Genomic DNA, 20641 nt, shown 5'->3' on the forward strand with positions numbered 1-20641 from the left:
ATTTCCCCCAAACCCCCATTCTTTCTTTTTTGGTTAATTGGTTCGCGTCGCCAAGTAGCACTGGCCTCGATGCATAAGCACTGCCTTTGCAGTGCATCCAATTCATAAAAATAAAAGATTGGGGGTCTGGGGGAAATTCTTTTCCCCCATGCTTGCTGGCTTACCCCTCCAGCATCGCATCCCCGGCAGGCAGCAGCACCAGGTTGATCAGCGCCGTTTCCTCCAGCAGCGCCCCCCATTCGGCACGAATCAGCTTGCCTTGGCCGTCGATTCGGTGGGGCGTGTAGCCGCGCCCTTCCAGGGTCTCCGCCATTTCGCGGCGCGGCGCCGGCGAGCCGTCCTGCTGCGTGCTCCACTCGATCAGCATGCGCAGCCCCGGTGAGCGGTCCATCGTCGCGCGCATCCCGCGCAGGGCCATGCCCTCCCAACCCTCCACATCCATCTTGAGCACATCGATGGGGGCCGCTTCCTCGGCCAGCAGCGTATCGAGCGGGACGGAGGCCACACGGGTGGTGCTGGGCGCCGGGTCCTCCACGGCGTGGACGGTGGGGCGGATGTAGCCGCCGCCCGGCATGTCCGGGCGGGAGACCAGGTCCACCACGTCCGGCACATCGCCGACTGCCACGTCGAACACCTTGGAGAAGGCGCCGAAGCCGTTGGTCCGCAGCGACCAGTAGACCATGCGCGCGAGCTCAGGGTTCGGCTCCACGGCATAGACGCGGCCCTCGCGCCCGACGATCGGGGCGGCGACCAGCGCGTACCAGCCGAGATTCGCGCCCACATCGACCACGCGGGCACCGGGGCGCAGCAGCGACTTGAACGCCTCGGTGTAGGGCGTCTCCCAGGTGCCGGTCTGGAGGATATGCACGCCCACATCCTTGCTGCGCGTGTCGATGTAGGCGCGGCAGCCATTGCTGAGGTGGGTCAGCGCAACGTGCCCGCCCAGGTAGATCGCGCTGCTGTTGTGGATGCGGCGCAGCCAGAACAGGTTCTCGTGGTAGCCGGCGGTCACCACGCCGGCGACATCCTCCAGCCGGGCGGCGAGCCGCGCGACATCGTGACGCAGCGCCTCGATGGTCGCGGCGGTGTCGTGGTCCATGTGGAGGACGTCCATAGGGGCTCCGTTCTGGGGCATGGGAAAAATGGGGTACGTGCGGAACGCGGTTTGAATACACGTATCGCGTGTATTCAAATCATGGTATGCACGTCAAAAGCAAGACCCTTTCTGCTGGCTGAGACGATACCAGCGTCGCCCGGCACCCCACTGCACGAGGTCAAGACGATGCAATTGCTTGGCAAGTCATTGATGCAACTCAGCGAACACGCCAGCCACCCGGCGGTCGACGACAAGCTGGCCACCATGCTCGAGGCGATGCGCGGCCTGCCGGGGCGGCAGGTCGGCGTGCCGGCCATGGCGGCGCATGTCTGCGCGACCATGTTGCCCCACGCGGAGATCCTGCCGCATTTCGCGCTGCGCGACCTGCTGCCGGCCCTGCCGGACGTGCTGCTGCTGCACAAGGGCCTGCTGCACCACCTGGACCGGCATGTGCTGGCCAACGCCATCGCGCGGCTGCCCGTCGCCGCCGCGAACGAGGTCTACGTGCTGCTCGCGAAGCAGGCGCCGCCGGCGCCGCCCGGGGCGCTCGCGCATCTGGGCCCGCTGTTGGACAGCGCCCGCAATCGCACCCTGCTCCCGGCGGCGTCGGAGCCGGGCCTCGCGGTGATCGTCTCGGCGCATGGCTGCGGCAATATCGGCGATGACGCGGTAACGGTCGCCGCCGGCGAGATCGCGTTGCGGGCGGGAATGACGCGCTGGCGGGCGCTCGGACCTGGTGCACTCGCCGCCGAGATCGACGCGGCCGAGCTGGTCATCGTGGGCGGCGGCGGGATCTTCTACGACATCAGCTTCCGCGACGCGCCGGAGGTGGAGAACGTCGCCAACTACACCGCACCGCTGCGCTATGGGCGGGAGATGGGCAAGGCGACCGCCGTTCTGGGCGTCGGCACGCAATCCATCGCGACACCGCTCGGCCAGGCGGCCTTCGCGCGCGCGCTGCACGATGCCGATGTGATCACCGCGCGCGACCCGATGGATGTGGCGGTGCTGGAGGGCTTGGCCCCCGAGCGGCCGGTGCGGCTTTCGGCGGACCTCGCCTTCGCCCTCGCCGCGCTCGACCCCGACCCGCCGTCGCCGATCCCGCTGGCGGAGCGTCCGCTCGCGATCATCGCCTTCGGCGCCTTCACCGAGACGACGCTCCCCGCCGATGGTCGCACGCTGGAGGATTGCGTGGCCTCGCTGGTGCGACATCTCGCCACGACCCATGAGGTCTTGCTGGCGCTGCATTCGGACGATGACGCGCCGTTCTATGCGCGCGTCGCCGAGATCACCGGCGCGCGGGTGCAGCGCCTGGTCGATATCGGCACGCGCGCGACGCTGGCACTGTATGGCTCCGCACGACTGGTCATCGCCTCGCGCTTCCATGGCGTGATCTTCGCGGCACTCGCCGGCTGCGCCATCGTGCCGGTCTGCAAGCCGGACACCAAGATCGGCTACCTGATGCGCCATGGGCTGCCGTCGCTCGCAGACGCCGAGACGCTCTCGCTCGACTTCGCCAATTTCACCCCGGGCGAACTGGTCGCGCGCGCGCGCGTCGCGGCGCCGGCCGAGGTGGCGCGGCAGGCGCGGGCGGCGATGGCGAATGTGGAGCTGCTGGCCGGGATGCTCGCGGCACGCCGCGCCGGCTGAGCGGCATGGCGCTTGCGTGCGCTTGAGGCGTCGCTAGGCTCAGCGGCGCAACCGCCCGGGAGAGACTCAGCCAATGCTTCGCAGGACCATGCTCGGCGCCGCCGCCGGCGCCCTCGCCGCCCCCGCGCTCGTGCGCGCCCAGGCGCTGCCGAAGATCACGATCGGCATGTCGGGCTGGACGGGCTTCGCGCCGCTGACCCTGGCCGAGGGCGCCGGGATCTTCCGCGCCAACGGCATCGAGGTCGAAACCCGCTTCGTCCCGCAGCGCGAGCGCAACCTGGCGCTCGTCGGCGGCGCGCTGAACTGCGTGGTGACCACGGTCGACACCATGATCCTGTGGGCCTCGGCCGCGCCCCTGCAGCAGGTGCTGGTGCTGGATCGCTCGCGAGGCGGTGACGGTATCGCGGTGCGTCCCGCCATCAGCGGCTTTGCCGATCTGCGCGGCAAGACCATCGCGGTCGATGGCGCCGGCACCACGCCCTATTTCGTGCTCGCCTACATGATGGGCGAGAACGGGATGAGCATCCGCGACGTCTCCACCGCCACCCTCGCCCCGCAGCCGGCCGCCCAGGCTTTCGTGGCCGGGCAGTTCGACGGCTGCTCCACCTATGAGCCCTATCTGAGCCAGGTGCGCGCGATGGGGGCGACGGGAAAGATCCTAGCCACCACCGTGGACCACGCCTGCGTGGTGGACACGCTGGCCTTCCAGCCGGCCTTCATCGCGGCGAACCCCGAAGCCGTGCGGCGGGTGGTGAAGAGCTGGTACGACGCGCTGGCGATGATCGCGGCGGAGCCCGACCGGTCCTACGAGATCATGGGCCGGCGCGTGAACCAGACCGGTGAGGCCTTCAAGGCCAGCGCACAGTATATCGAGTGGCTGGATCAGGCGAAGAACCGGGAATACGTGGGCGCGGGGCTGCCGGAGTTCATGACCAAGGCGCACACCGTGCAGCGCGAGACGGGGGTGGTGCGGGCGGATGTGCCGTTGGGGCCGCTGCTGAACACGTCGTTCATCGGCTAAGAAAGGCCGGGGAAAAGAATTTCCCCGGACCCCATTCTTTTATTTTTGATTTATTGGTGCGGGCTGCCAACGCGTACCAATAGATAAAAATAGAAGATGAGGGTTCGGGGGAATTCTTTCCCCCGATCTGTCGACCGATGCACCCTCTCAAGCCCATATCTCGCGCCGCCCGCTTGTTCCTGGGCGCGGCATTCTTCGCGGCCTTCATCGCCGCCTGGGCCTTGGCCACCTATGGCGGCTACGTCCCCCCGCTCTTCCTCGCCTCCCCAGGCAAGACGCTGGTGGCGGGCTGGTCGCTCTTCACCGAATTCGGCTTTGCCGGCGACATCGCCATCACCCTGTTCCGCGTGGTCGGCGGCTTCCTGATCGCGGCGGTCATCGCGGTGCCGCTCGGCCTGGCAATGGGGGCGTTCAAGCCGGTCGAGGCGTTCTTCGAGCCCTTCGTGTCGTTCGCACGCTATCTGCCGGCCTCGGCCTTCATCCCGCTGCTGATCCTGTGGGCGGGGGTGGATGAGAAGCAGAAGCTGTCCGTCATCGTCATCGGCAGCGTGTTCCAGCTGATCATCATGGTCTCGGTCATCGCGAGTGCGACGCGGCGGGATCTGGTGGAGGCGGCGTACACGCTGGGGTCTCGCCCGGCGGGAATCGTGCGCCGCGTGATCGTGCCGGCGGCGGCACCGCAGGTGATGGAAACGCTGCGCCTGGTGCTGGGCTGGGCCTGGACCTACGTGATCGTGGCGGAACTGATCGGCGCGCAGTCGGGCATCGGGCACATGATCATGGACAGCCAGAGGCTGCTCGATACCGGGCAGATGATCTTCGGCATCGCGGTGATCGGCGTGATCGGGCTGGTGACGGACATGCTGTTCAAGGCGATGAACCGGGCGCTGTTCCCCTGGGCCGCATTGTGAAGCGCCTGGGGCTCGCGGCGCTGCTGGTGCTCGGCCTGGCGCAAGGAGCCGATGCGTTGACGCCGACACCCGTGCGGCAGGTGTATTTCGACGGCTGGCACGCGCGGCTGGACGCGGCCGCGCGCGCCACGCTGGCGACGATCGCGGCCGACCCACCGAACGGGCGTTGGTATGTCGCCGCGGGCTACGCCGACGCCTCGCGCCCGGCGCCGGAGGGACGGGACCTCGCGCAGTCACGCGCGCGGGCGGTGGCGGCGGAGCTGGTGCGGCTCGGCGTGGCGCCGGCGCTGGTGCATGTGCGCGGCGATGACGGGCCGCCAGTGAATGATCCACCGGGCGCGGTGGGGCGCGCGGGCAATCGGGTGGCGATCTGGATCTGCTACGCCGATGCGCCGGTCTGCGCCGATGTCTGGCGCCGCGCGCCGTGAGCCGGCAGACGCTGCACATCCACGGCGTGACGCGCAGCTTCCCCGCGCAGGGAAAGGGCGCGCCGACGCTGGCTCTGCGGCCCACCGACCTCACCGTCGCGCCGGGCGAATTCGTGGCGATCCTGGGGCCGTCGGGGTGCGGGAAGTCGACGCTGCTGCGGATCGTGGCCGGGCTCGATACACCGAGCGGCGGCACCCTCGCGCTCGATGCCACGCCCATTCGCGGGCCGGGGGCAGAACGCGGGATGGTGTTCCAATCCTACACGCTGTTCCCGTGGCTGACGGTCGCCGAGAACATCGCCTATGGGCTGCGCGAGCGCGGGCTGCCCAGGGCAGAGCAGCGCGCCATCGTCGCGCGCTTCATCGCGCGCACCGGGCTCGCCGGGTTCGAGGATCACTGGCCGAAGCAGCTTTCGGGTGGGATGCAGCAGCGCTGCGCCCTGGCCCGCGCGCTGGCCAACGATCCGGAGATCCTGCTGCTCGACGAGCCCTTCGGCGCGCTGGATCACCAGACGCGGGAGCTGATGCAGGAGCTGCTGCTGGAGATCTGGCAGGCGGACCGGAAGACGGTGCTGTTCGTCACGCACGACATCGACGAGGCGATCTTCCTCGCCTCGCGCGTGCTGGTGATGTCGGCGCGACCGGGCGGCATCAAGTCCGAGGTCGTGGTGCCGCTGCCCTATCCGCGCGAATGGACGGTGAAGACCACGGTGGAGTTCGCGGCCCTCAAGGCGCGGCTGATGGGCGACATCCGCGAGGAAGTGCGCAAGTCCATCGGGTAGCGGCCGCGCACAACGTTCAATTCAACCGCTCGATGTTGTTCCGCTCCACCACCTCCTGCCAGCGGGCGACCTCGGCACGCACATGGCTGGCGAAGCGCTCCGCCGACCCACCCTCCGGCCGCACGCCCAGGTCGCGCAGGCGTCGCTGCACCTCGGCGTCGGCGTTCGCCTCGTTCAAGATTCGGTTGAGCCCGTTGACCGCAGCCACCGGCGTCCCGGCCGGCGCCATGAAGCCGAACCAGGGCTCGACGACGATGTCCGGCACGCCGGCCTCGGCGAATGTGGGGACGTCCGGCAGGGCGGGATCGCGCTCGCGCCCCGTCACCGCGATGGCGCGGATCAGGCCGGCGCGGATGGCGGCGATCTTCGTGGGCACGTTCTCGATCATCACCTGCACCTGGTTCGCGAGCAGTGCCTGCAACGCCGGCGCGCCGCCGCGGAAGGGCACATGCACCAGGCCCAGGCCCAACCGGCCGTTCAGCAGTTCCGGCGTCAGGTGGTTCGAGGAGCCGAAGCCCGAGGAGCCGTAGTTCACCCGCCCTTGGTTGGCCCGCGCCCACCCGATGAACTCCTGCAGCGTGTTGACGGGGATCGAGGGGTGGATGGCCAGCGCGTTCATCACGCTGCCGCTCCAGTACACCGGCACGAGGTCGCGTTCGATGACGTAGGGCATGCGCGCGTAGATGGCGGGGTTGATCGCGCAGTTGCCGATCGTGCATTGGCCCAGCGTGTAGCCATCGGGCGCGGTGCGCGCCACGGCCTCCATGCCGATATTGCCGTTGGCGCCGGACCGGTTCTCGACCACCCAGGGGTAGGGCGTGCCGCGGCTCGCGCGGTCGGCGAGGATGCGTGCGACCAGGTCGGATGCGCCGCCCGGCGGAAACGGCACGATGATCCGCACGGGCCGGTCGGGCACCCAGCCATGCGCCGCGGCCGGCAGGGCGAGCAGCCCGGCGGCGAGCATGACGATGATCCGGCGGAGCATGGATGTGTTCCCGTGTCGGGTCATGGCGCCGCTCACTCCTGGGTAACGCCGGCGGCGCGGATCACCACGGCCCAGCGCGCCACCTCCGCCTCCACCAGGCGCTGCAGGGCGGCAGGACCGCGCTGGTCGGGCGCGGCGGGGATGGAGCCCAGCGCCTCGATGCGCGCGCGGAGGGCCGCGTCCTCGAGTGCGAGGTTCAGCGCATCGGCCAGGCGGCGGACCACAGGTTCCGGCGTGCCGCGCGGCGCGAAGATGGCGTTCCAGCCCTGGAAGATGAACTCCGGCGCGCCGGCCTCGGCCGCGGTCGGGACATTGGGTGCCTGGGCGCCGCGCGTGGTGCCGGCGATCAGCAGCCCGCGCATCGTGCCGGCCTGTATTTGCGGTATCGCGGCGGGGGCGAGCAGGCAGGCGCTGTCGATCTGCCCCGCGACGACGTCGTTCATCGCCGGGCCCTCGCCACGATAGGGGATGAAGTTCAACGGCACGCCGGTGACGTGGCGCAGCAACTCGCAGGCGAGGTGGTTGGTGGACCCGACGCCTGCATGGCCGTTGGACACGCCGTTGGGCGCGCGCGCGAGTGCGGCGAACTCCGCGAAATTTGCCGCCGCCAGCCCGTTGCGCACGACCAAATAGAGCGGCGTGCCGCCGATCAGCCCCACCGGAGCCAGCGCGCGCGGATCATAGGCGATGGAGCGGTAGATCGAGGGTGCCGCCGAATGGCTGCCGAGGCTGCCGACCGTCAGCGTGTAGCCATCGGGTGCGGCCTGGGCGCCGCGCGCGCCGCCGATGGTGCCGCCGGCGCCCGAGACATTCTCCACCACGATGCGCTGGTTCAGCGTGCGCGCCATGTGGTCGGCAACGATGCGCGCGAGCACGTCGGTCGCGCCGCCAGGGGCGAAGACCACGATCATGCTGATGGGCCGCGCCGCACTGTCCTGCGCGCGCACCGGCGCGGCGGCGAGCATCGCGGCCAGCACCATGATCCAGGGCTTCATGTCTGTTCCTCCTTGCCGCCTCGTGGATCGGGCGCGCTTGGCGCGCAGGGAAGCCCATCCGATGCCGAGTGGTCAAACCGCCGCGACCCGGTCTAGCCTCGCCGCAACGAACAAGGGGAGAGACACCATGCACCGCAGGTCGTTGATGGCGGGCGCCGCCGCGCTGCCGATGTTCCAGATCCTGCCCGGCCGCGCGCAGGGCGCCATTTCCGATGGCGTGGTGAAGATCGGCATCCTCAACGACATGACCGGCGTCTTCTCCGACCAGCAGGGCATGGGCGAGGTCGTCGCCGCGCGCCTGGCGGTGGAGGATTTCGGGCCGCGCGTGCTGGGTGCCCCGATCGAGCTCACCCATGGCGATTTGCTCAACCGCGCCGATGTCGGCATGGCGATCGCGCGGCGCTGGTACGACCAGGAGAAGGTCGACGCGATCTTCGGGCTGGGGAATTCGGCGGTCGCACTCGCGGTGCAGGGGCTGTCGCGCGAGCGGCAGCGGGTGAACCTGTCGATCTCGGCCGGCACCACGGACCTGACGGGTGCGCAATGCTCGCCCTTCGGAATCCATTGGGTCTACGACAACTACTCGGCGGCGAAGGGGCCGGTCACCGCCCTGGTGCAGCAGGACAAGAAGCGCTGGTACCTGATTGTCACCGACTACGCCTTCGGCCATTCGCTGGAAGCCAATGCGCGCGAGATCCTGGCCGGGCTCGGCGGCACGGTGGTGGGCGCGGTGCGCGCGCCGCTGGGCGAGACCGACTACTCCTCCTACCTGGTGCGCGCGGCGGCCTCGGGCGCACAGGTGGTGGGCATCTGTGCGGGTGGGGCGGACGCCATCAACATCGCCAAGCAGATGGGCGAGTTCGGGCTGTTCCGGCGCGGCATCACGCCCGCGGCGCTGAACTGGTCGCTCACCTCCGTACGCTCGGTGGGGCTCGAGACCGGGCAGGGCATCGTCTATGCGGAGAGCTACTACTGGGACCAGACGCCCGAGACGCGCGCCTTCTCCGCCCGCTTCGCGCGGCTGCACGGACGGCCGCCCACCGCCTTCCAGGCGAGCTCCTACGGCGCGGTCATGCACTACCTCAAGGCGGTCCAGGCGGCGGGGACGGATGCCGCGCCGGCGGTGATGGCCAAGATGCGCGAGCTGCCCATCAACGATTTCATGACCACCAACGGGTCGCTGCGGGTCGACGGCCGCGTGATGCGGGAGGTCTACATGATGCGCATCAAGGCGCCTGGCACTTCGCGCGGGGAGTGGGACCTGTGCGACGTGGTCTCGCGCATTGCCGCCGAGGATGCGTTCCGCCCGATGGAAAGCGGCGGCTGCCCGCTCGTGCGCTGAGATGGCGGCGAGTCCCCTCCGCAACATCGCAGGAGCCGCGTGGCAGGCGCGACATCTCCATCTCCGCGTAGGCTGCTCGTCCGTGGCAATGCACGCGCACAAGGTGACCGCGCCTTCGACGGACGGATGAGCCGCATCGCACTGGTCCGCTGGAGCGCATCCGAACGAAGGCGCTCGCACCATCTCCGCGATCGGATGCAGCGGCATTGCAAATGAACCGATAACGAATCAGTGTGCGATCGGGTCGCGCCTACATCCCGTTGCCGATCAATTTAACGCAGAATCTCATTTCTATTTATGAGCTAGTCGCTGAGAGGCTGGATCTTTCGCGGTTGCAGTAAACGCTTCGGTACCACCATTCGAAGAGTCGAAACGACTTCCGAACCGATTCGCACGAACCGACACAAGAACAGACTTGAACCTTGAAGCGCTGTTGCAACTCGAATCTTAGCATTTGCTAAAAAATTGAATAACAACACGGCCGTCTCGAATGTTTGTATGCAGTCGAATGCCATTCAGATCAATGACTTACCCTGCATCTGCCGGTCCAGCTTCTCCGTCATGTCTGCGAGAGAAACGAACGCTCTCACACAACCAGGGAGATTGGACCATGAACAAAGGGATCGCTCCGCTGATGGCGGCGCTGCTGATGAGCACCAGCCTCATCGCCTGCTCGCATCGCTCAGAGACCGTCTCGGATTCCGGCACCGCTGTCGGCACCGGCGCCTCGGGTGAAGCCGGCACGACGAGTTCCACGACGACCACCGCCTCCACTGGAGGCACGGCCATGGCGGGCGGTGCCGGCGGCAATGGCGGCAATGGCGGCGGCGGAACCGCCGGGACCGGCGGCACGGGTGGCACCGGCGGTACCGGTGGCACCGGCGGCACCGGCGGCACCGGCACGACCACCCCGAGCGTCGCCGGCCGCGTGCTCGGCAACAACCTCGAGGCGGTCGGCGACGTCAACGTCGCCGGTGTGACCCTGATCGGCAACGGCACCCCCGGCGGTGGCCCGGCCCAGGTCGCCATCCTCTCGCCCACCGCGGCCGGGTCCGGCCCGGTCTCGGTGAGCGTGCTCTCGGGCACGCCCACGGCCGCCCCTGCCCAGACCGGCCTGGTGGGCGCGACCGACGGGCTCGTCGGCGGCCTGGTGCGGGTCAACGTCGCCGGCGCACAGCTGGTCGGCGGGGCCAATGGCCAGACGCCGCTCATCAGCGTCGGCGCGCTGTCGCCGACCGCGCAGCCCAACGCGCCCATCACCGCCAACCTGCTGACCGGCACCACGGCCGGCCCGCTCGCGCCGGTCACCGGCCTCGCGACCAACACCGTCGCCGTGGTCACCGGGCAGACCGGTGCGGGCACGGTGCCGGGCGGCGTGCTCAATACCGCATCGACCGCCGTCGCGCCGGTCACCCGCGTCGCCGGTGGCGCGGTGACGCAAGTGGCCAGCGTGGCCTCGCCGGTACTGGCGACGGTCGGCAGCACCGCGGGCGCGCCGGCCTCCGGCGGCACCGGTGCCGTGACCGGTTTGGTGGGCAATACCGTGGCGCCGGTGGTGCGCGGCGTGACGACCACGACCGCGGCCGTCGCCGTGCAGGGCAGCGTGGTGGCGACCGCGACCAGCCTCACGCGCCGCTGATCCTGGCGCAGCCCGGGCGGGTGGCGGCTTGCCGCCCGCCCGGGTCCAGCGACCAAGACCGGACCCAACCGCATCACCCTGACGGAACGCCGCCACGATGATCGTCCCGAGCCTGCGCCACGCCGCCACGCTGATTGCCGCGGCCATCCTCCTCGCCGCCGCACCGGTCCGCGCCCAGCTCGGCCCGCGCGTCTTCGACACCAACCGCCTGGACACCCGCGCACCGCGCCTGGGCGAGCGGGCGCCCGCCACGCCCATCGCCCCGGCCGTGGTCGCCGAGGACCGCGAGGCCGGGCCGTTCACCCGCGTCGAGATCAGCGGCGGCGGCAGCCTCGATGCCCTCCGCGTGCAGGGCGTGGTGCGCCCCTATCTCGGGCGCCGGCTGGGCCGCGAGGAGCTGCAGCGCCTGGCGACCGAGGTGGGCGGCCAGTACGAGGAGGGCGGCCTCGCCATCTTCGCCCTACTGGTGCCGCGCCAGGGCGATGACGGCGTGCTGCGGCTGCAGGCGGTGGAGGGGACCGTCGGCGACATCGTCATCCAGGGCGATACCGAGGGCGCCGACCTCTCGCTCATCCAGGCCTATGCGCAGCGCATGGCCGCCGAGCGCCCGCTGCGCCGCGTCACGCTCGAGCGCTACCTGCTGCTGATGAACGACATCCCTGGGCGGCGCGTGATCGGGCGGCTTGACCCGATGGGAGGCGCCGCCGGCGCCGCGCGGCTCGTGCTCACGGTCGAGCGCATCAACATCGTCTACGGCTTCGGCATCGACAATCTCGGCAATCGCTCGCTGGGCAATGTGCAGGGCTTCGTCAGCCTCGGCCTGAACGCACTGTTCGGCGAGGGGGACAGCACCCGCATCGGCTACGGCTTCCCCACCGACTTCCGCCGCTTCACCTTCTTCACCGCCTCGCACCGCGCCCCGATCGGCACCGACGGCGCGAGCGTCACCGTCAGCGCCAACCACCTGCAGACGCATGAGACGCGGCGTTCCTCGCTGGAGGGCGAGGCGCTGACGGCGAGCGTGCTGTTCTCCTACCCGGTGATCCGCACCGCCGATGAGAATCTCACTGTGAGCGCGGGCCTCGACGTGCTCGAGACCGACCAGCTGCTGACCGGCCTGATCGCGGCCAAGGAGGCAACGCGCGTGCTGCGCGCCGGGGCCACCTATTCGCTCAGCGACGGCGCGACGCGGGCCGGCGCGGTGAGCCTGGTGGTGAGCCAGGGGCTCGACATCGCCGGCGCCCGGCAGCGGCTGGAATTCTTCTATGGCGACCCGAGCTTCACCAAGGCCACTGCGGTCTTCGCCTTCAACCAGGCGCTGTTCGACGGCACGCTGGTGCTGCGGGTGCGGGCGGCCGGGCAGTTGACGGGCGAGCGGCTGCCATCCTCGGAGCTGTTCACCGTGGGTGGCGTGCAATTCGGGCGTGCCTTCAGCGCTGGGTCGATCGCGGGCGACACCGGCTACGCGGGATCCCTCGCGCTCGCCCTGCCGCTGAGCTTTCTGCCCGAGGCGGGGTCCGTGGTCGAGGTGCTGCGCCGGTCCGAGATCTACGGCTTCGTTGATTATGGCCGCACCCTGGCGCACCGGCCGGTGCCGGCGCCGCGCGGGGACCGGGCCGCCTCGGCGGGGTTCGGGACCAACATCACCGTGGCGCGCAACCTGTTCCTGACGCTGGAGGCGGCGCGCGCGATCGTGGAGCCACGGACGGTGCCGGGCGAGGGCTGGCGCTTCGTGGTGGCGTTCCGGCGGGAGATCTAGGCAGGCGCCGGCGCGCCATCGCCACTAGATGATTCCCTCCCCGGCGCCGGCGTGACGCAGGATGGAGATCCGTGATCACGAGGAGCCTGCCAATGCGCCCGACCATCACCGCCTTCGAGATTTCGCCCGACCGCGGGCAGGGCCTGGCGCGGGACATGCGCGTCCGTTGGGCGCTGGAGGAGGTGGGCCAGCCTTACGAGGTGCGGCTGCTGTCCTTCGCCGATATGAAGGAACCCGCGCATCGGGCGCTGCATCCGTTCGGCCAGATCCCCACCTTTGAGGATGGCGACCTCGCCCTGTTCGAGTCGGGCGCCATCACGCTGCACATCGCCGAGCGCCATACGGGGCTGCTGCCGACGGACGCGCAAGCCCGGGCGCGCGCGATCGGGTGGATGTTCGCCGCGCTCAACACCGTGGAGCCACCGGTCGTCGAGCTCAGCCTCGCCACGATCCTGGAGCGCGACAAGCCGTGGTTCGCAGAACGCCAGCCGGTGCTTGAAGCGCGGGTGCGCACGGTGCTGGAGGCGCTGTCTAACCGGCTCGGCGCCGCCGACTGGCTCGAGGGCGAATTCTGTGCCGGCGACCTGCTGATGGTGACGGTGCTGCGCCGGCTGTACCGGTCGGGGCTGTTGCAGGCGTATCCGAAGCTCGCCGCCTATGTCGGCCGGGGTGAGGCGCGGCCGGCGTATCAACGGGCCTTCGCCGCGCAGCTGGCCATCTTCGAGCGCAGCAAGCGCAGGGACTGATCCTGCCAAGAAGCTTTTGCCTGGTCTGCCTTGATTGCTGATCGTCTGGCCGGGCGCGGGCCGGTTCAAGTTTCGCGCGCGCCGGCGGCGCTCGTGAGCCGGCCCCCCGCCGGGCAGGAAGGCTGCAATCGAAGCAAGCCGGATGGTGCAGCCCAACCCTTTCTTCGACCCCAAGCCTTGTTCCGGCCGGCGGGTGCGGGTCAAGGCGCGCGCAGCGCCGGCGAAGCCGCTCGGCCTTGACGCGCGCCCGCCGGCCGGGCGCAGCATCATCGGGCGAAGGAGGGGCAATCAGCTACGCCGCGGCACTCACGATGCGGCCGTCCTCCATCGTCACGATGCGGTCGGCGATGTCGAGGATGCGTGGGTCATGCGTCACCATCAGGATCGGCGCACCGCGCTTCTTCGCGAGGTCGCGCAGCAGGTGCACCACCTCGGACCCCGACTGCTTGTCGAGTGCGGCGGTCGGTTCGTCGGCCAGCACCAGGCCCGGGTCGGCGGCGAGCGCGCGCGCCACGGCGACGCGCTGGCGCTGCCCGCCCGAGAGTTTCGCCGGCAGCTTCTCGGTGTGGTCGGCGAGGCCCACCGAGGCCAGCAACTCCCCGGCGCGGGCAAGGCGGTCGGCCTCGTCCAGCGTGCCCTGCATCTCCAGCGCCATCGCCACGTTCTGCCGCGCGGTGAGGAAGCCGAGCAGGTTGTGGTTCTGGAAGATGAAGCCGATCCGCCGCCGAAGGGCGACGCGCGCGCCCTCCCCTGCCCCGGCCAGTTCCAGGCCGAGCACGCGGGCCGAGCCCTCCTGCATGGCGCGCAGCGCGCCGATCAGCGTCAGCAGCGTCGTCTTGCCGCTGCCCGAGGGCCCGGTGAGCAGCACGATCTCGCCGGGGGCGACGTCGAGCTGCACGTCGCGCAGGACCGGGCGGCGCAGTTCGCCCTCGCCATAGGCGAAGGTGATGCCGTGGAGCGCCACCGGGGCGAGCATCAGAACATGTCCGCCGGATCGGCGTCGCGCAGCTTGCGCATTGCGAGCAAGCCCGCGATCACGCACATGCCGAAGATCAGCCCGAAGACGGTCAGGCCGCGCTCCAGCTCCATGCGCAGCGGTAGGAAGGTCGCCCCGCCCACCACGCCATAGAGCCAGGTGGACATGATGATCCCCGGGATGAAGCCGATGATGGCGAGGATCAGCGCCGCCCCCATCACCACGCGCGAGAGGAAGCCGTTGGAATAGCCGATGGCCTTGAGCGTTGCGTATTCGCGGATGTGGTTGGCGATGTCGGAGAACAGGATCTGGTAGACGATCACCATCCCCACGATCAGTCCCATCAGGCTGCCGAAGGCGAAGATGAAGCCGATCGGCGTCGCGTTCTCCCAGTAGGCGCGCTCATGCGCGACGAGCTCGGGGCGCGACATCACCATCACGTCCGGCGGCAGCGTGGCGCGCAGGCGCGCGACGACGGTGGGGATGTCGGCGCCCGCGCGCACCTTCAGTGCGGCAAGGTCGATGACCGAGGCCGAGCGGTTGAGCATGATGCGGCGGAAGTTGGTCTCTGACAGCACGGCATTGCCGTCGGCACCAAAACTGGCGCCGATGCTGACGAGGCCCGCGAGTTCCATCATACGGCCGCCGAGCTGCACGTCGAAGGGGCCTTGCGCTTCGAACATCGCTGCGGCGGGGCCGAATTCGGGGCGAGAGCGGCGGTCGAAGGCGATGGTGTCGGGGCGCTTGAGGGCGTCGGCCACGGCTTCGATGCCGTCGAAGCGCAAGGCGCCCGCGTCGGAGTCGAACCCCACTAGCTGGATGGAGCGGCGCGAGCCATCCGCCGGGTTCCGCCAGGTGGTCTGGGCCAGGTAGATCGGCACCGCTTCGACCACGTCGGGGTCGGCGAGCGTCTGGTAGGCGCGGCTGCGCGGGAAGCCTTCGGGGCGGAAGCTCGCGGTGGTGAGCGGGTGCATCAGGAAGATGTCGGCGCGCATGCCGCCAAGCAGGGCGGTGGCACTCTCGAACAGCGCGGCGCGGAAGCCCAGCTGCATGAAGACCAGCACGCAGGCGAACATGACGCCGGCCATGGCGGAGAGCAGGCGCGCGCGCTCGGCGCGGAGCTGCCGCCAGGCGAGGCGGAGCGGCAAATAGAGCAGCGCGCCCAGCCCCGGGCGCGCCGGCTTCGGCGGTTTGGTGATGGGTGCTGGCGTAACCGGCGCCGCCTCGCCCGTGCGTTCCGGTGCCCAGGGCAGCAGGCGCGTCGTCTCGTTCATGGCCGGATGGCCACCTGCACCTGCATGTTGGAGCGCCGCGCGAGTGCGGCGACGCCGGCCTCGTCGAGTGCGAGGCGCACAGCGACGGTGCGGCTGTCGATAGCGGCGACCGGGTCCGTCGTGGATTGCGGCGCGCGGCGCACCTGCCAGCCGATCTCGCGCAGCACCGCGGTGAAGCGGCGCGGCTCGCCGGGAACGATGATCTCGGCGGTGGCACCCACCGCGAGGCGCGCCAGATCGGTCTCATAGACATCGGCGACGATGTCGAGGCGCGAGAGATCGGCCATCTCGACAACGCCGTCATCGCCGATGCGCTCACCGGTGCGCGCGATGACGCGCAGGATTGTGCCGGCGATTGGCGCGGTGAGGCGCGAGAGGGCCGCATCGGCGCGCGCCTTGTCGCGCGCGGCGACGGCGGCGGCGAGTTCGGCCTCGGCGACGGCGAGGTCTTCGGGGCGGGCCACCAGCAGCCGAGCCAGCGTCGCCTCGGCCTCGGCCATGTCGGCCAGGGCGCGGGTGGTGGCGAAGCGGGCGCGCTCCGCGGCCGCCACACCGCCGGCGCCGGAGGGGACGAGCTGTTCCGCACGCACCGTGTCGCGGCGGCTGATCTCCGCCGCCGCGGCCAGGCTCGCGATGCGGGCGCGCTGGGCGTTGATCTCCTCGGGCCGGCCGGCGGCGCGGATGCGCGCGAGGCTCGCCTGCATCTGCGCGACATTGGCTTCGGCCTGCGCCAGCGTCGCGTCCTTCTGCTCGGCGTCGGAGAAGGTGGCGATCAGCGCGCCGGCCTCAACGCGCTGGCCTTCCTCGACCAGCAGGCGCTCGATGCGCACCCCGGCCATCGGCCCGGCGGAATGGGTGAGCTTCAGGATGCGGCTCAGCGGCTCCACGCGACCCAGGGCGCCGACGCCGGCCTCACGCGCGGCGGCGGGCAGCGCGCCGATCGGGCGCGGCGGCGCCTCGGGCGCGGCCTTGCCGCCGGAGAGATAGGCGAAGCCGCCGCCGATGACAGCCAGCGCGGCGATGCCGAGCAGGATCTTTCCGCGACGCGTCATGGCAGCGGCTCCAGCAGGCGGGAGAGAGCCGCAGCGATGGCGCGCCGCTCCTCCGGGCTCATGGCGTAGAGTTGGAAGATGCGCGACATGAAGGCGCCGTCGCCGGCCGCCATGATGGCCGCCCCCGCACCCGGCGGCAGGCCATCGGCCAGCACCGCCTGGCGCAGCGTCACGTAGACGGCGCGGATCGGGTCGAGCAGGGCCGGGTCGTGGTGGAAGGCGGCGAGGTAGACGGCGGCGGCGCGCTCGTCGCGCTCGTCGCAGGCCATCTCGTCCTCGCCGAAAGCCCAGGCGATCATGGAGCGGGCGACGCGGCCGGGGCCCTCGGGCTGGGCGGCGACGCAGGTCTCGAACTCGGTGCGGAAATATTCGGACAGGCGCTTGAGCGCGGCGTCGAGCAACGCCTCCTTCGAGGCGAAGTGGTAGAGCAGCCCGCCTTTGGAGACGCCGGCGAGCCTGGCCGCGGCCTCAAGGGTCAGCCCCGCCACGCCTCGGGTCTGCACAAGGGTTTCCGCCGCATCGAGGATGCGGTTGTGGACATCGGGGCCGGGTCGGTCGGAAAGGGCGGAGGACATGACTCCGCTACTATACCGGCCGGACGGTTTTCTTCAATAACGAATGGTGACGGTCGGCTCAGGCGACGCTTTCGCGCGCCTCGACGATACGATCCGCCAATGCCCGCAGCGCCTCGGGCACGCCGGCGCCGGTCACGCCGCTGATCAGAAGCACAGGCCCGCCGCAGGCCCGCTCCAGCGCCTTCAGCCGGGCCGCCTTCGCCTGCGGCGTCATCGCGTCGAGCTTGTTCAACGCCACGATCTCGGGCTTGTCCGCGAGGCCGCCGCCATAGGCGAGCAGCTCCTCCCGCACCATGGCATAGGCCGCGCCAGGGTCGGGCTGGGTGCCGTCGATCAGGTGCAGCAGCACGGCGCAGCGTTCGACATGACCCAGGAACCGAGTGCCGAGGCCGGCGCCCTCGGCGGCGCCCTCGATCAGGCCGGGGATGTCGGCGAGGACGAATTCCTCGGCATGGGAGAGGCGGACGACGCCGAGTTGGGGGTGCAGCGTGGTAAAGGGATAGTCGGCAATCTTGGGCCGGGCCGAGGAGGAGGCGGCGAGGAAGGTGGATTTGCCGGCGTTGGGCAGGCCGACCAGGCCGGCATCGGCGATCAATTTGAGGCGCAGCCAAATCCAACGCTCCTCGCCCGGCCAGCCCTTGTCGGCGCGGCGGGGGGAACGGTTGGTGGCGGTCTTGAAATGGGCGTTGCCGTGGCCGCCATCGCCGCCGGTGGCGATGATGGCGCGCTTGCCGGGCTCGTCGAGGTCGGCCAGCAGCGTTTCCTTGTCCTCGGCCAGGATCTGGGTGCCGACGGGGACCTTCATGGTCACGCTGTCGGAGGCGGCGCCGGAGCGATCAGAGCCTGAGCCGTTGCCGCCTTTGCGCGCCTTGAAATGCTGGGCGTAGCGGTAGTCGATCAGGGTGTTCAGGCCGTCCACGGCCTCGATGATGACGTCACCGCCACGGCCGCCATTGCCGCCATCGGGGCCGCCGAACTCGATGTACTTCTCGCGCCGGAAGGCGATGACGCCGTCACCGCCATCGCCGGCCTTCACGAACACCTTGGCTTCATCGAGGAATTTCATCGGGGCCTTCAATGCGAACGGGGGCCGAAAGGCCCCCGCGCGGCAGTCTTCCTAACGGGGCAGGCGTTTACTCGGCGGCGAGTGCGACCGGCTCGACCGTGACGTGCACGCGGCCTTCGGCGCGACGGACGAACTTCACCCGGCCATCGACGCGGGCGTGCAGGCTGTGCTGGCGACCGGCATAGACGTTGAGGCCGGGGATCATCTTGGTGCCGCGCTGCGTCACGATGATGTTGCCGGCGCGCACGACCTGGCCGCCGAACAGCTTCACGCCAAGGCGGCGGCCCTCGCTGTCGCGACCGTTGCGGGACGAACCGCCTGCTTTCTTGTGGGCCATGGCTGTTCTCCCTGTCTCAGGCTGCGGTGATCGAAGCGATCTTCAGCACCGTCTGGTGCTGGCGATGGCCGTTCTTGCGCCGGCTGTTCTGGCGGCGGCGCTTCTTGAAGATGATGACCTTGTCGCCGCGGTCATGCTCGACGACGGTCGCCGTCACGGTCGCGCCAGGCACCGTGGGGGCACCGATGGTCAGGCCCGCTTCGCCGCCGATGGCGAGCACGTCGTGGAAGGTGATGGTCGAGCCGAGCTCGGCCTCCAGACGCTCGACAACCAGCGTCAGGTCGGGGGTCACGCGGTACTGCTTGCCGCCGGTGCGGATCACTGCGTAGGTCATAAGGGCCTTCATCGGAGCGGCTGCCGCGACAGTCGCGGCGTGAGAGCGGATCGGGTTCCAGGGCTTTCCGCACGCGGCGACCGCATGCGCGATCGCCGGCCGCGATGGTGGGCCGCCGGAAGGGCGAGCGTATAGCGGCGCCGGTCCCGCCGCGTCAAGGGATGGCGACGCGGGCGGCGCACGAAAGACCTGCGACATGGTTGCGCAAGCCGCGCGGCTTGCCTATAGGGCGGGGCCCGCGCCGGCTATCGCGTGGGACCTGGCCGCGGAGAGGTGGCAGAGTGGTCGATCGCGTCGGTCTCGAAAACCGAAGTACGTGCAAGCGTACCGTGGGTTCGAATCCCACCCTCTCCGTTCCTGCGGACCATACTGTTCCCCCCCGCCACGCGTGCATCTCCTCGCAGCCGCGTGACCGCCGCCTCGCGGCGTGCCATCCTCGCAAGGTTCCCGTTTTCGCAAGGAGGTAGTCCCGTGAGCCCCTTCCGCCGTGGCGTGATCGCCGCTCTCCTGCTCCTCGGCTCGGCTTTGCCTGCGCAGGCGCAGCGCGGCCCGGTCGCGGCCGCGCTGATGCAGTTCGAGGCAGCCGTGACCTGGGCGGCGGTCGGCCCCGATTGGCGCGGTATTCGCCCCGGTTGGGTGCAGCAGGTCGCCAACGCGTCGAGTGCCGCGCAGGTGAGCGGCCTCATGATGCAGCTCGAGGCCTCCATCACCTGGGAAGCGGTGCAGCGCAGCTGGCGCGGCCGCCGCGCCGGATGGGTGGCGGAGGCGCAGTCCGCCCGTTCGCCCGCGGAGGTGGCCCGCCTGCTGCTCGAGCTCGAAGAGGTGACGCTCTGGTCGGCGGTCGATGGCTCCTGGCGCAACACCCGTCCGGGCTGGGTGGGGGAGCTCTCCGCCGTCGCCGGCCGCGAGGGCCGCTCGACCAAGTAGCGGCGCCGGCCGACCCGAAGGCAAAGGAAAACCCGTGCGGCGGCGCCGCACGGGTTCCAGGCACGTCGAGCGGGCCGGCGCAGGGCCGGCCCGTCGCGTCAGACCTTGATCGCCTTGGCCAGGTCCCAGCCGACGGTCGCCGGGCTGCCCGAGAAGTCGTCGCCGATCGGGTTGTACTTCAGGATGAACTTGTCGAAGTTCAGCGACAGGCTCTCGGAGGGGCGGTCGCCGCCCGACGACAGCGAGTAGCCTGAAAGGCCCGTGCCGTTCAGCTCGAACGACAGGTATTCCTGGGCGGCGCCCGAGCCGGTGCGCAGGAACGCGATCTTGACGATCTTGTTCAGCTTGCCGTGCAGGGCTTCTTCGAGCAGCTTGATGGTCGCGCCATCGGTCAGCTTGGAGACGGTGATCTCGCTCACGGACACGATCGAGCCTTCACGGGTCGAGTTGCCGTAGGCCGACGAGATGCCGCGGCCGACGCCGAACTGGCAGGAGGAGATCGGGATCCACTTCTCGTAACCCTGGATCGTGGATTCGCCGGGAACGCCTTCGTAGTCGAGCATGAGTGTCATGGTGGCTTGTCCTTCAAAGCGCGGTTCGGAGGGGTCCGGGCTGAAGCATGCTGCAAACCCAGAATTGAAGCATTAACGTAACGATCAGGCTTTGTCGAGGGGCTTTGCAGCCTTTGCGACGACCTCACCACATCGCTATCGCATCGCTTCCGACAATCTCCGTTCGATGACAAG

General features: G+C 69.9%; 21 protein-coding genes and 1 tRNA gene. 11 read left to right on the plus strand and 11 right to left on the minus strand.

Annotated features, from left to right (window positions below; all coding sequences use genetic code 11):
- Window positions 1-160 precede the first annotated feature (160 nt).
- A complete protein-coding gene (locus GXW79_RS03050; protein WP_211872749.1) occupies window positions 161-1114 on the minus strand; it encodes an FkbM family methyltransferase in 954 nt (317 codons plus the stop codon).
- A 192-nt stretch (window positions 1115-1306) separates the two neighbouring features.
- Here GXW79_RS03050 and GXW79_RS03055 point away from each other — a divergent pair, with 192 nt between their 5' ends.
- The 5 genes from GXW79_RS03055 (at window position 1307) to GXW79_RS03075 (ending at window position 5888) form a co-directional block, all read left to right on the plus strand.
- A complete protein-coding gene (locus tag GXW79_RS03055) occupies window positions 1307-2746 on the plus strand; it encodes a polysaccharide pyruvyl transferase family protein (protein ID WP_211872750.1) in 1440 nt (479 codons plus the stop codon).
- Window positions 2747-2819: 73 nt separating this feature from the next.
- The gene (locus GXW79_RS03060) at window positions 2820-3767 is read left to right on the plus strand and encodes an ABC transporter substrate-binding protein (protein ID WP_211872751.1); all 948 of its coding nucleotides are present in this window, start codon (window positions 2820-2822) and stop codon (window positions 3765-3767) included.
- A gap of 137 nt (window positions 3768-3904) precedes the next feature.
- Window positions 3905-4678: an ABC transporter permease gene (locus GXW79_RS03065; protein ID WP_211872752.1), complete on the plus strand. Its 774-nt coding sequence runs from the start codon at window positions 3905-3907 to the stop codon at window positions 4676-4678.
- Window positions 4675-5106, plus strand: coding sequence for an OmpA family protein (locus GXW79_RS03070; RefSeq protein WP_211872753.1), 432 nt, complete (start codon window positions 4675-4677; stop codon window positions 5104-5106). Before GXW79_RS03065 ends, GXW79_RS03070 begins: the two co-directional genes overlap by 4 nt.
- Window positions 5103-5888: an ABC transporter ATP-binding protein gene (locus GXW79_RS03075; protein WP_367614783.1), complete on the plus strand. Its 786-nt coding sequence runs from the start codon at window positions 5103-5105 to the stop codon at window positions 5886-5888. Before GXW79_RS03070 ends, GXW79_RS03075 begins: the two co-directional genes overlap by 4 nt.
- Before the next feature lie 16 nt (window positions 5889-5904).
- Here the strand turns inward: GXW79_RS03075 and GXW79_RS03080 are convergent, their stop codons facing one another.
- Window positions 5905-6873: a Bug family tripartite tricarboxylate transporter substrate binding protein gene (locus GXW79_RS03080; RefSeq protein ID WP_211872754.1), complete on the minus strand. Its 969-nt coding sequence runs from the start codon at window positions 6871-6873 to the stop codon at window positions 5905-5907.
- Window positions 6874-6905: 32 nt separating this feature from the next.
- The gene (locus GXW79_RS03085) at window positions 6906-7868 is read right to left on the minus strand and encodes a tripartite tricarboxylate transporter substrate-binding protein (RefSeq protein WP_211872755.1); all 963 of its coding nucleotides are present in this window, start codon (window positions 7866-7868) and stop codon (window positions 6906-6908) included.
- Between the two features lie 127 nt (window positions 7869-7995).
- Here GXW79_RS03085 and GXW79_RS03090 point away from each other — a divergent pair, with 127 nt between their 5' ends.
- The 4 genes from GXW79_RS03090 to GXW79_RS03105 all read left to right on the plus strand — a co-directional run bounded on the left by GXW79_RS03090 (window position 7996) and on the right by GXW79_RS03105 (window position 13354).
- Entirely contained in the window at window positions 7996-9210 is a 1215-nt protein-coding gene (locus GXW79_RS03090; RefSeq protein ID WP_211872756.1) for an ABC transporter substrate-binding protein, read from the plus strand.
- Between the two features lie 610 nt (window positions 9211-9820).
- Window positions 9821-10849 carry a hypothetical protein gene (locus tag GXW79_RS03095; protein WP_211872757.1) on the plus strand — a complete coding sequence of 343 codons (1029 nt, stop codon included), beginning with the start codon at window positions 9821-9823 and terminating at the stop codon, window positions 10847-10849.
- A gap of 97 nt (window positions 10850-10946) precedes the next feature.
- The gene (locus GXW79_RS03100; protein ID WP_211872758.1) at window positions 10947-12608 is read left to right on the plus strand and encodes a ShlB/FhaC/HecB family hemolysin secretion/activation protein; all 1662 of its coding nucleotides are present in this window, start codon (window positions 10947-10949) and stop codon (window positions 12606-12608) included.
- Window positions 12609-12700: 92 nt separating this feature from the next.
- Window positions 12701-13354, plus strand: a complete 654-nt coding sequence (locus GXW79_RS03105) for a glutathione S-transferase family protein (RefSeq protein WP_211872759.1) — start codon at window positions 12701-12703, stop codon at window positions 13352-13354.
- Window positions 13355-13646: 292 nt separating this feature from the next.
- Here GXW79_RS03105 and GXW79_RS03110 read toward each other — a convergent pair whose 3' ends face one another.
- The 7 genes from GXW79_RS03110 to rplU form a co-directional block, all read right to left on the minus strand.
- A complete protein-coding gene (locus tag GXW79_RS03110) occupies window positions 13647-14330 on the minus strand; it encodes an ATP-binding cassette domain-containing protein (protein WP_211872760.1) in 684 nt (227 codons plus the stop codon).
- The gene (gene devC, locus GXW79_RS03115; protein WP_211872761.1) at window positions 14330-15604 is read right to left on the minus strand and encodes an ABC transporter permease DevC; all 1275 of its coding nucleotides are present in this window, start codon (window positions 15602-15604) and stop codon (window positions 14330-14332) included. The genes GXW79_RS03110 and devC overlap by 1 nt, the downstream gene beginning before the upstream one ends.
- Window positions 15601-16656 (minus strand): efflux RND transporter periplasmic adaptor subunit, encoded by a 1056-nt coding sequence (locus GXW79_RS03120; protein ID WP_211872762.1) that lies wholly within the window; start codon window positions 16654-16656, stop codon window positions 15601-15603. Before GXW79_RS03120 ends, devC begins: the two co-directional genes overlap by 4 nt.
- Window positions 16653-17231 (minus strand): TetR/AcrR family transcriptional regulator, encoded by a 579-nt coding sequence (locus GXW79_RS03125; RefSeq protein WP_211872763.1) that lies wholly within the window; start codon window positions 17229-17231, stop codon window positions 16653-16655. The genes GXW79_RS03120 and GXW79_RS03125 overlap by 4 nt, the downstream gene beginning before the upstream one ends.
- 58 nt (window positions 17232-17289) lie before the next feature.
- Window positions 17290-18297 carry a GTPase ObgE gene (obgE, locus tag GXW79_RS03130; RefSeq protein WP_211872765.1) on the minus strand — a complete coding sequence of 336 codons (1008 nt, stop codon included), beginning with the start codon at window positions 18295-18297 and terminating at the stop codon, window positions 17290-17292.
- A 67-nt stretch (window positions 18298-18364) separates the two neighbouring features.
- Window positions 18365-18634 carry a 50S ribosomal protein L27 gene (gene rpmA / locus GXW79_RS03135; protein WP_211872766.1) on the minus strand — a complete coding sequence of 90 codons (270 nt, stop codon included), beginning with the start codon at window positions 18632-18634 and terminating at the stop codon, window positions 18365-18367.
- A 16-nt stretch (window positions 18635-18650) separates the two neighbouring features.
- Window positions 18651-18968 carry a 50S ribosomal protein L21 gene (gene rplU / locus GXW79_RS03140; protein WP_211872768.1) on the minus strand — a complete coding sequence of 106 codons (318 nt, stop codon included), beginning with the start codon at window positions 18966-18968 and terminating at the stop codon, window positions 18651-18653.
- A gap of 267 nt (window positions 18969-19235) precedes the next feature.
- Here rplU and GXW79_RS03145 point away from each other — a divergent pair.
- Window positions 19236-19322 (plus strand) — tRNA-Ser (locus tag GXW79_RS03145).
- Window positions 19323-19439: 117 nt separating this feature from the next.
- Window positions 19440-19895, plus strand: coding sequence for a hypothetical protein (locus GXW79_RS03150; protein ID WP_211872770.1), 456 nt, complete (start codon window positions 19440-19442; stop codon window positions 19893-19895).
- A 98-nt stretch (window positions 19896-19993) separates the two neighbouring features.
- Here the strand turns inward: GXW79_RS03150 and GXW79_RS03155 are convergent, their stop codons facing one another.
- Window positions 19994-20467 carry an Hcp family type VI secretion system effector gene (locus GXW79_RS03155; RefSeq protein WP_211872772.1) on the minus strand — a complete coding sequence of 158 codons (474 nt, stop codon included), beginning with the start codon at window positions 20465-20467 and terminating at the stop codon, window positions 19994-19996.
- Window positions 20468-20641: the final 174 nt, after the last annotated feature.

This window comes from Plastoroseomonas arctica (genome assembly GCF_018128965.1).
Classification (GTDB): domain Bacteria; phylum Pseudomonadota; class Alphaproteobacteria; order Acetobacterales; family Acetobacteraceae; genus Plastoroseomonas; species Plastoroseomonas arctica.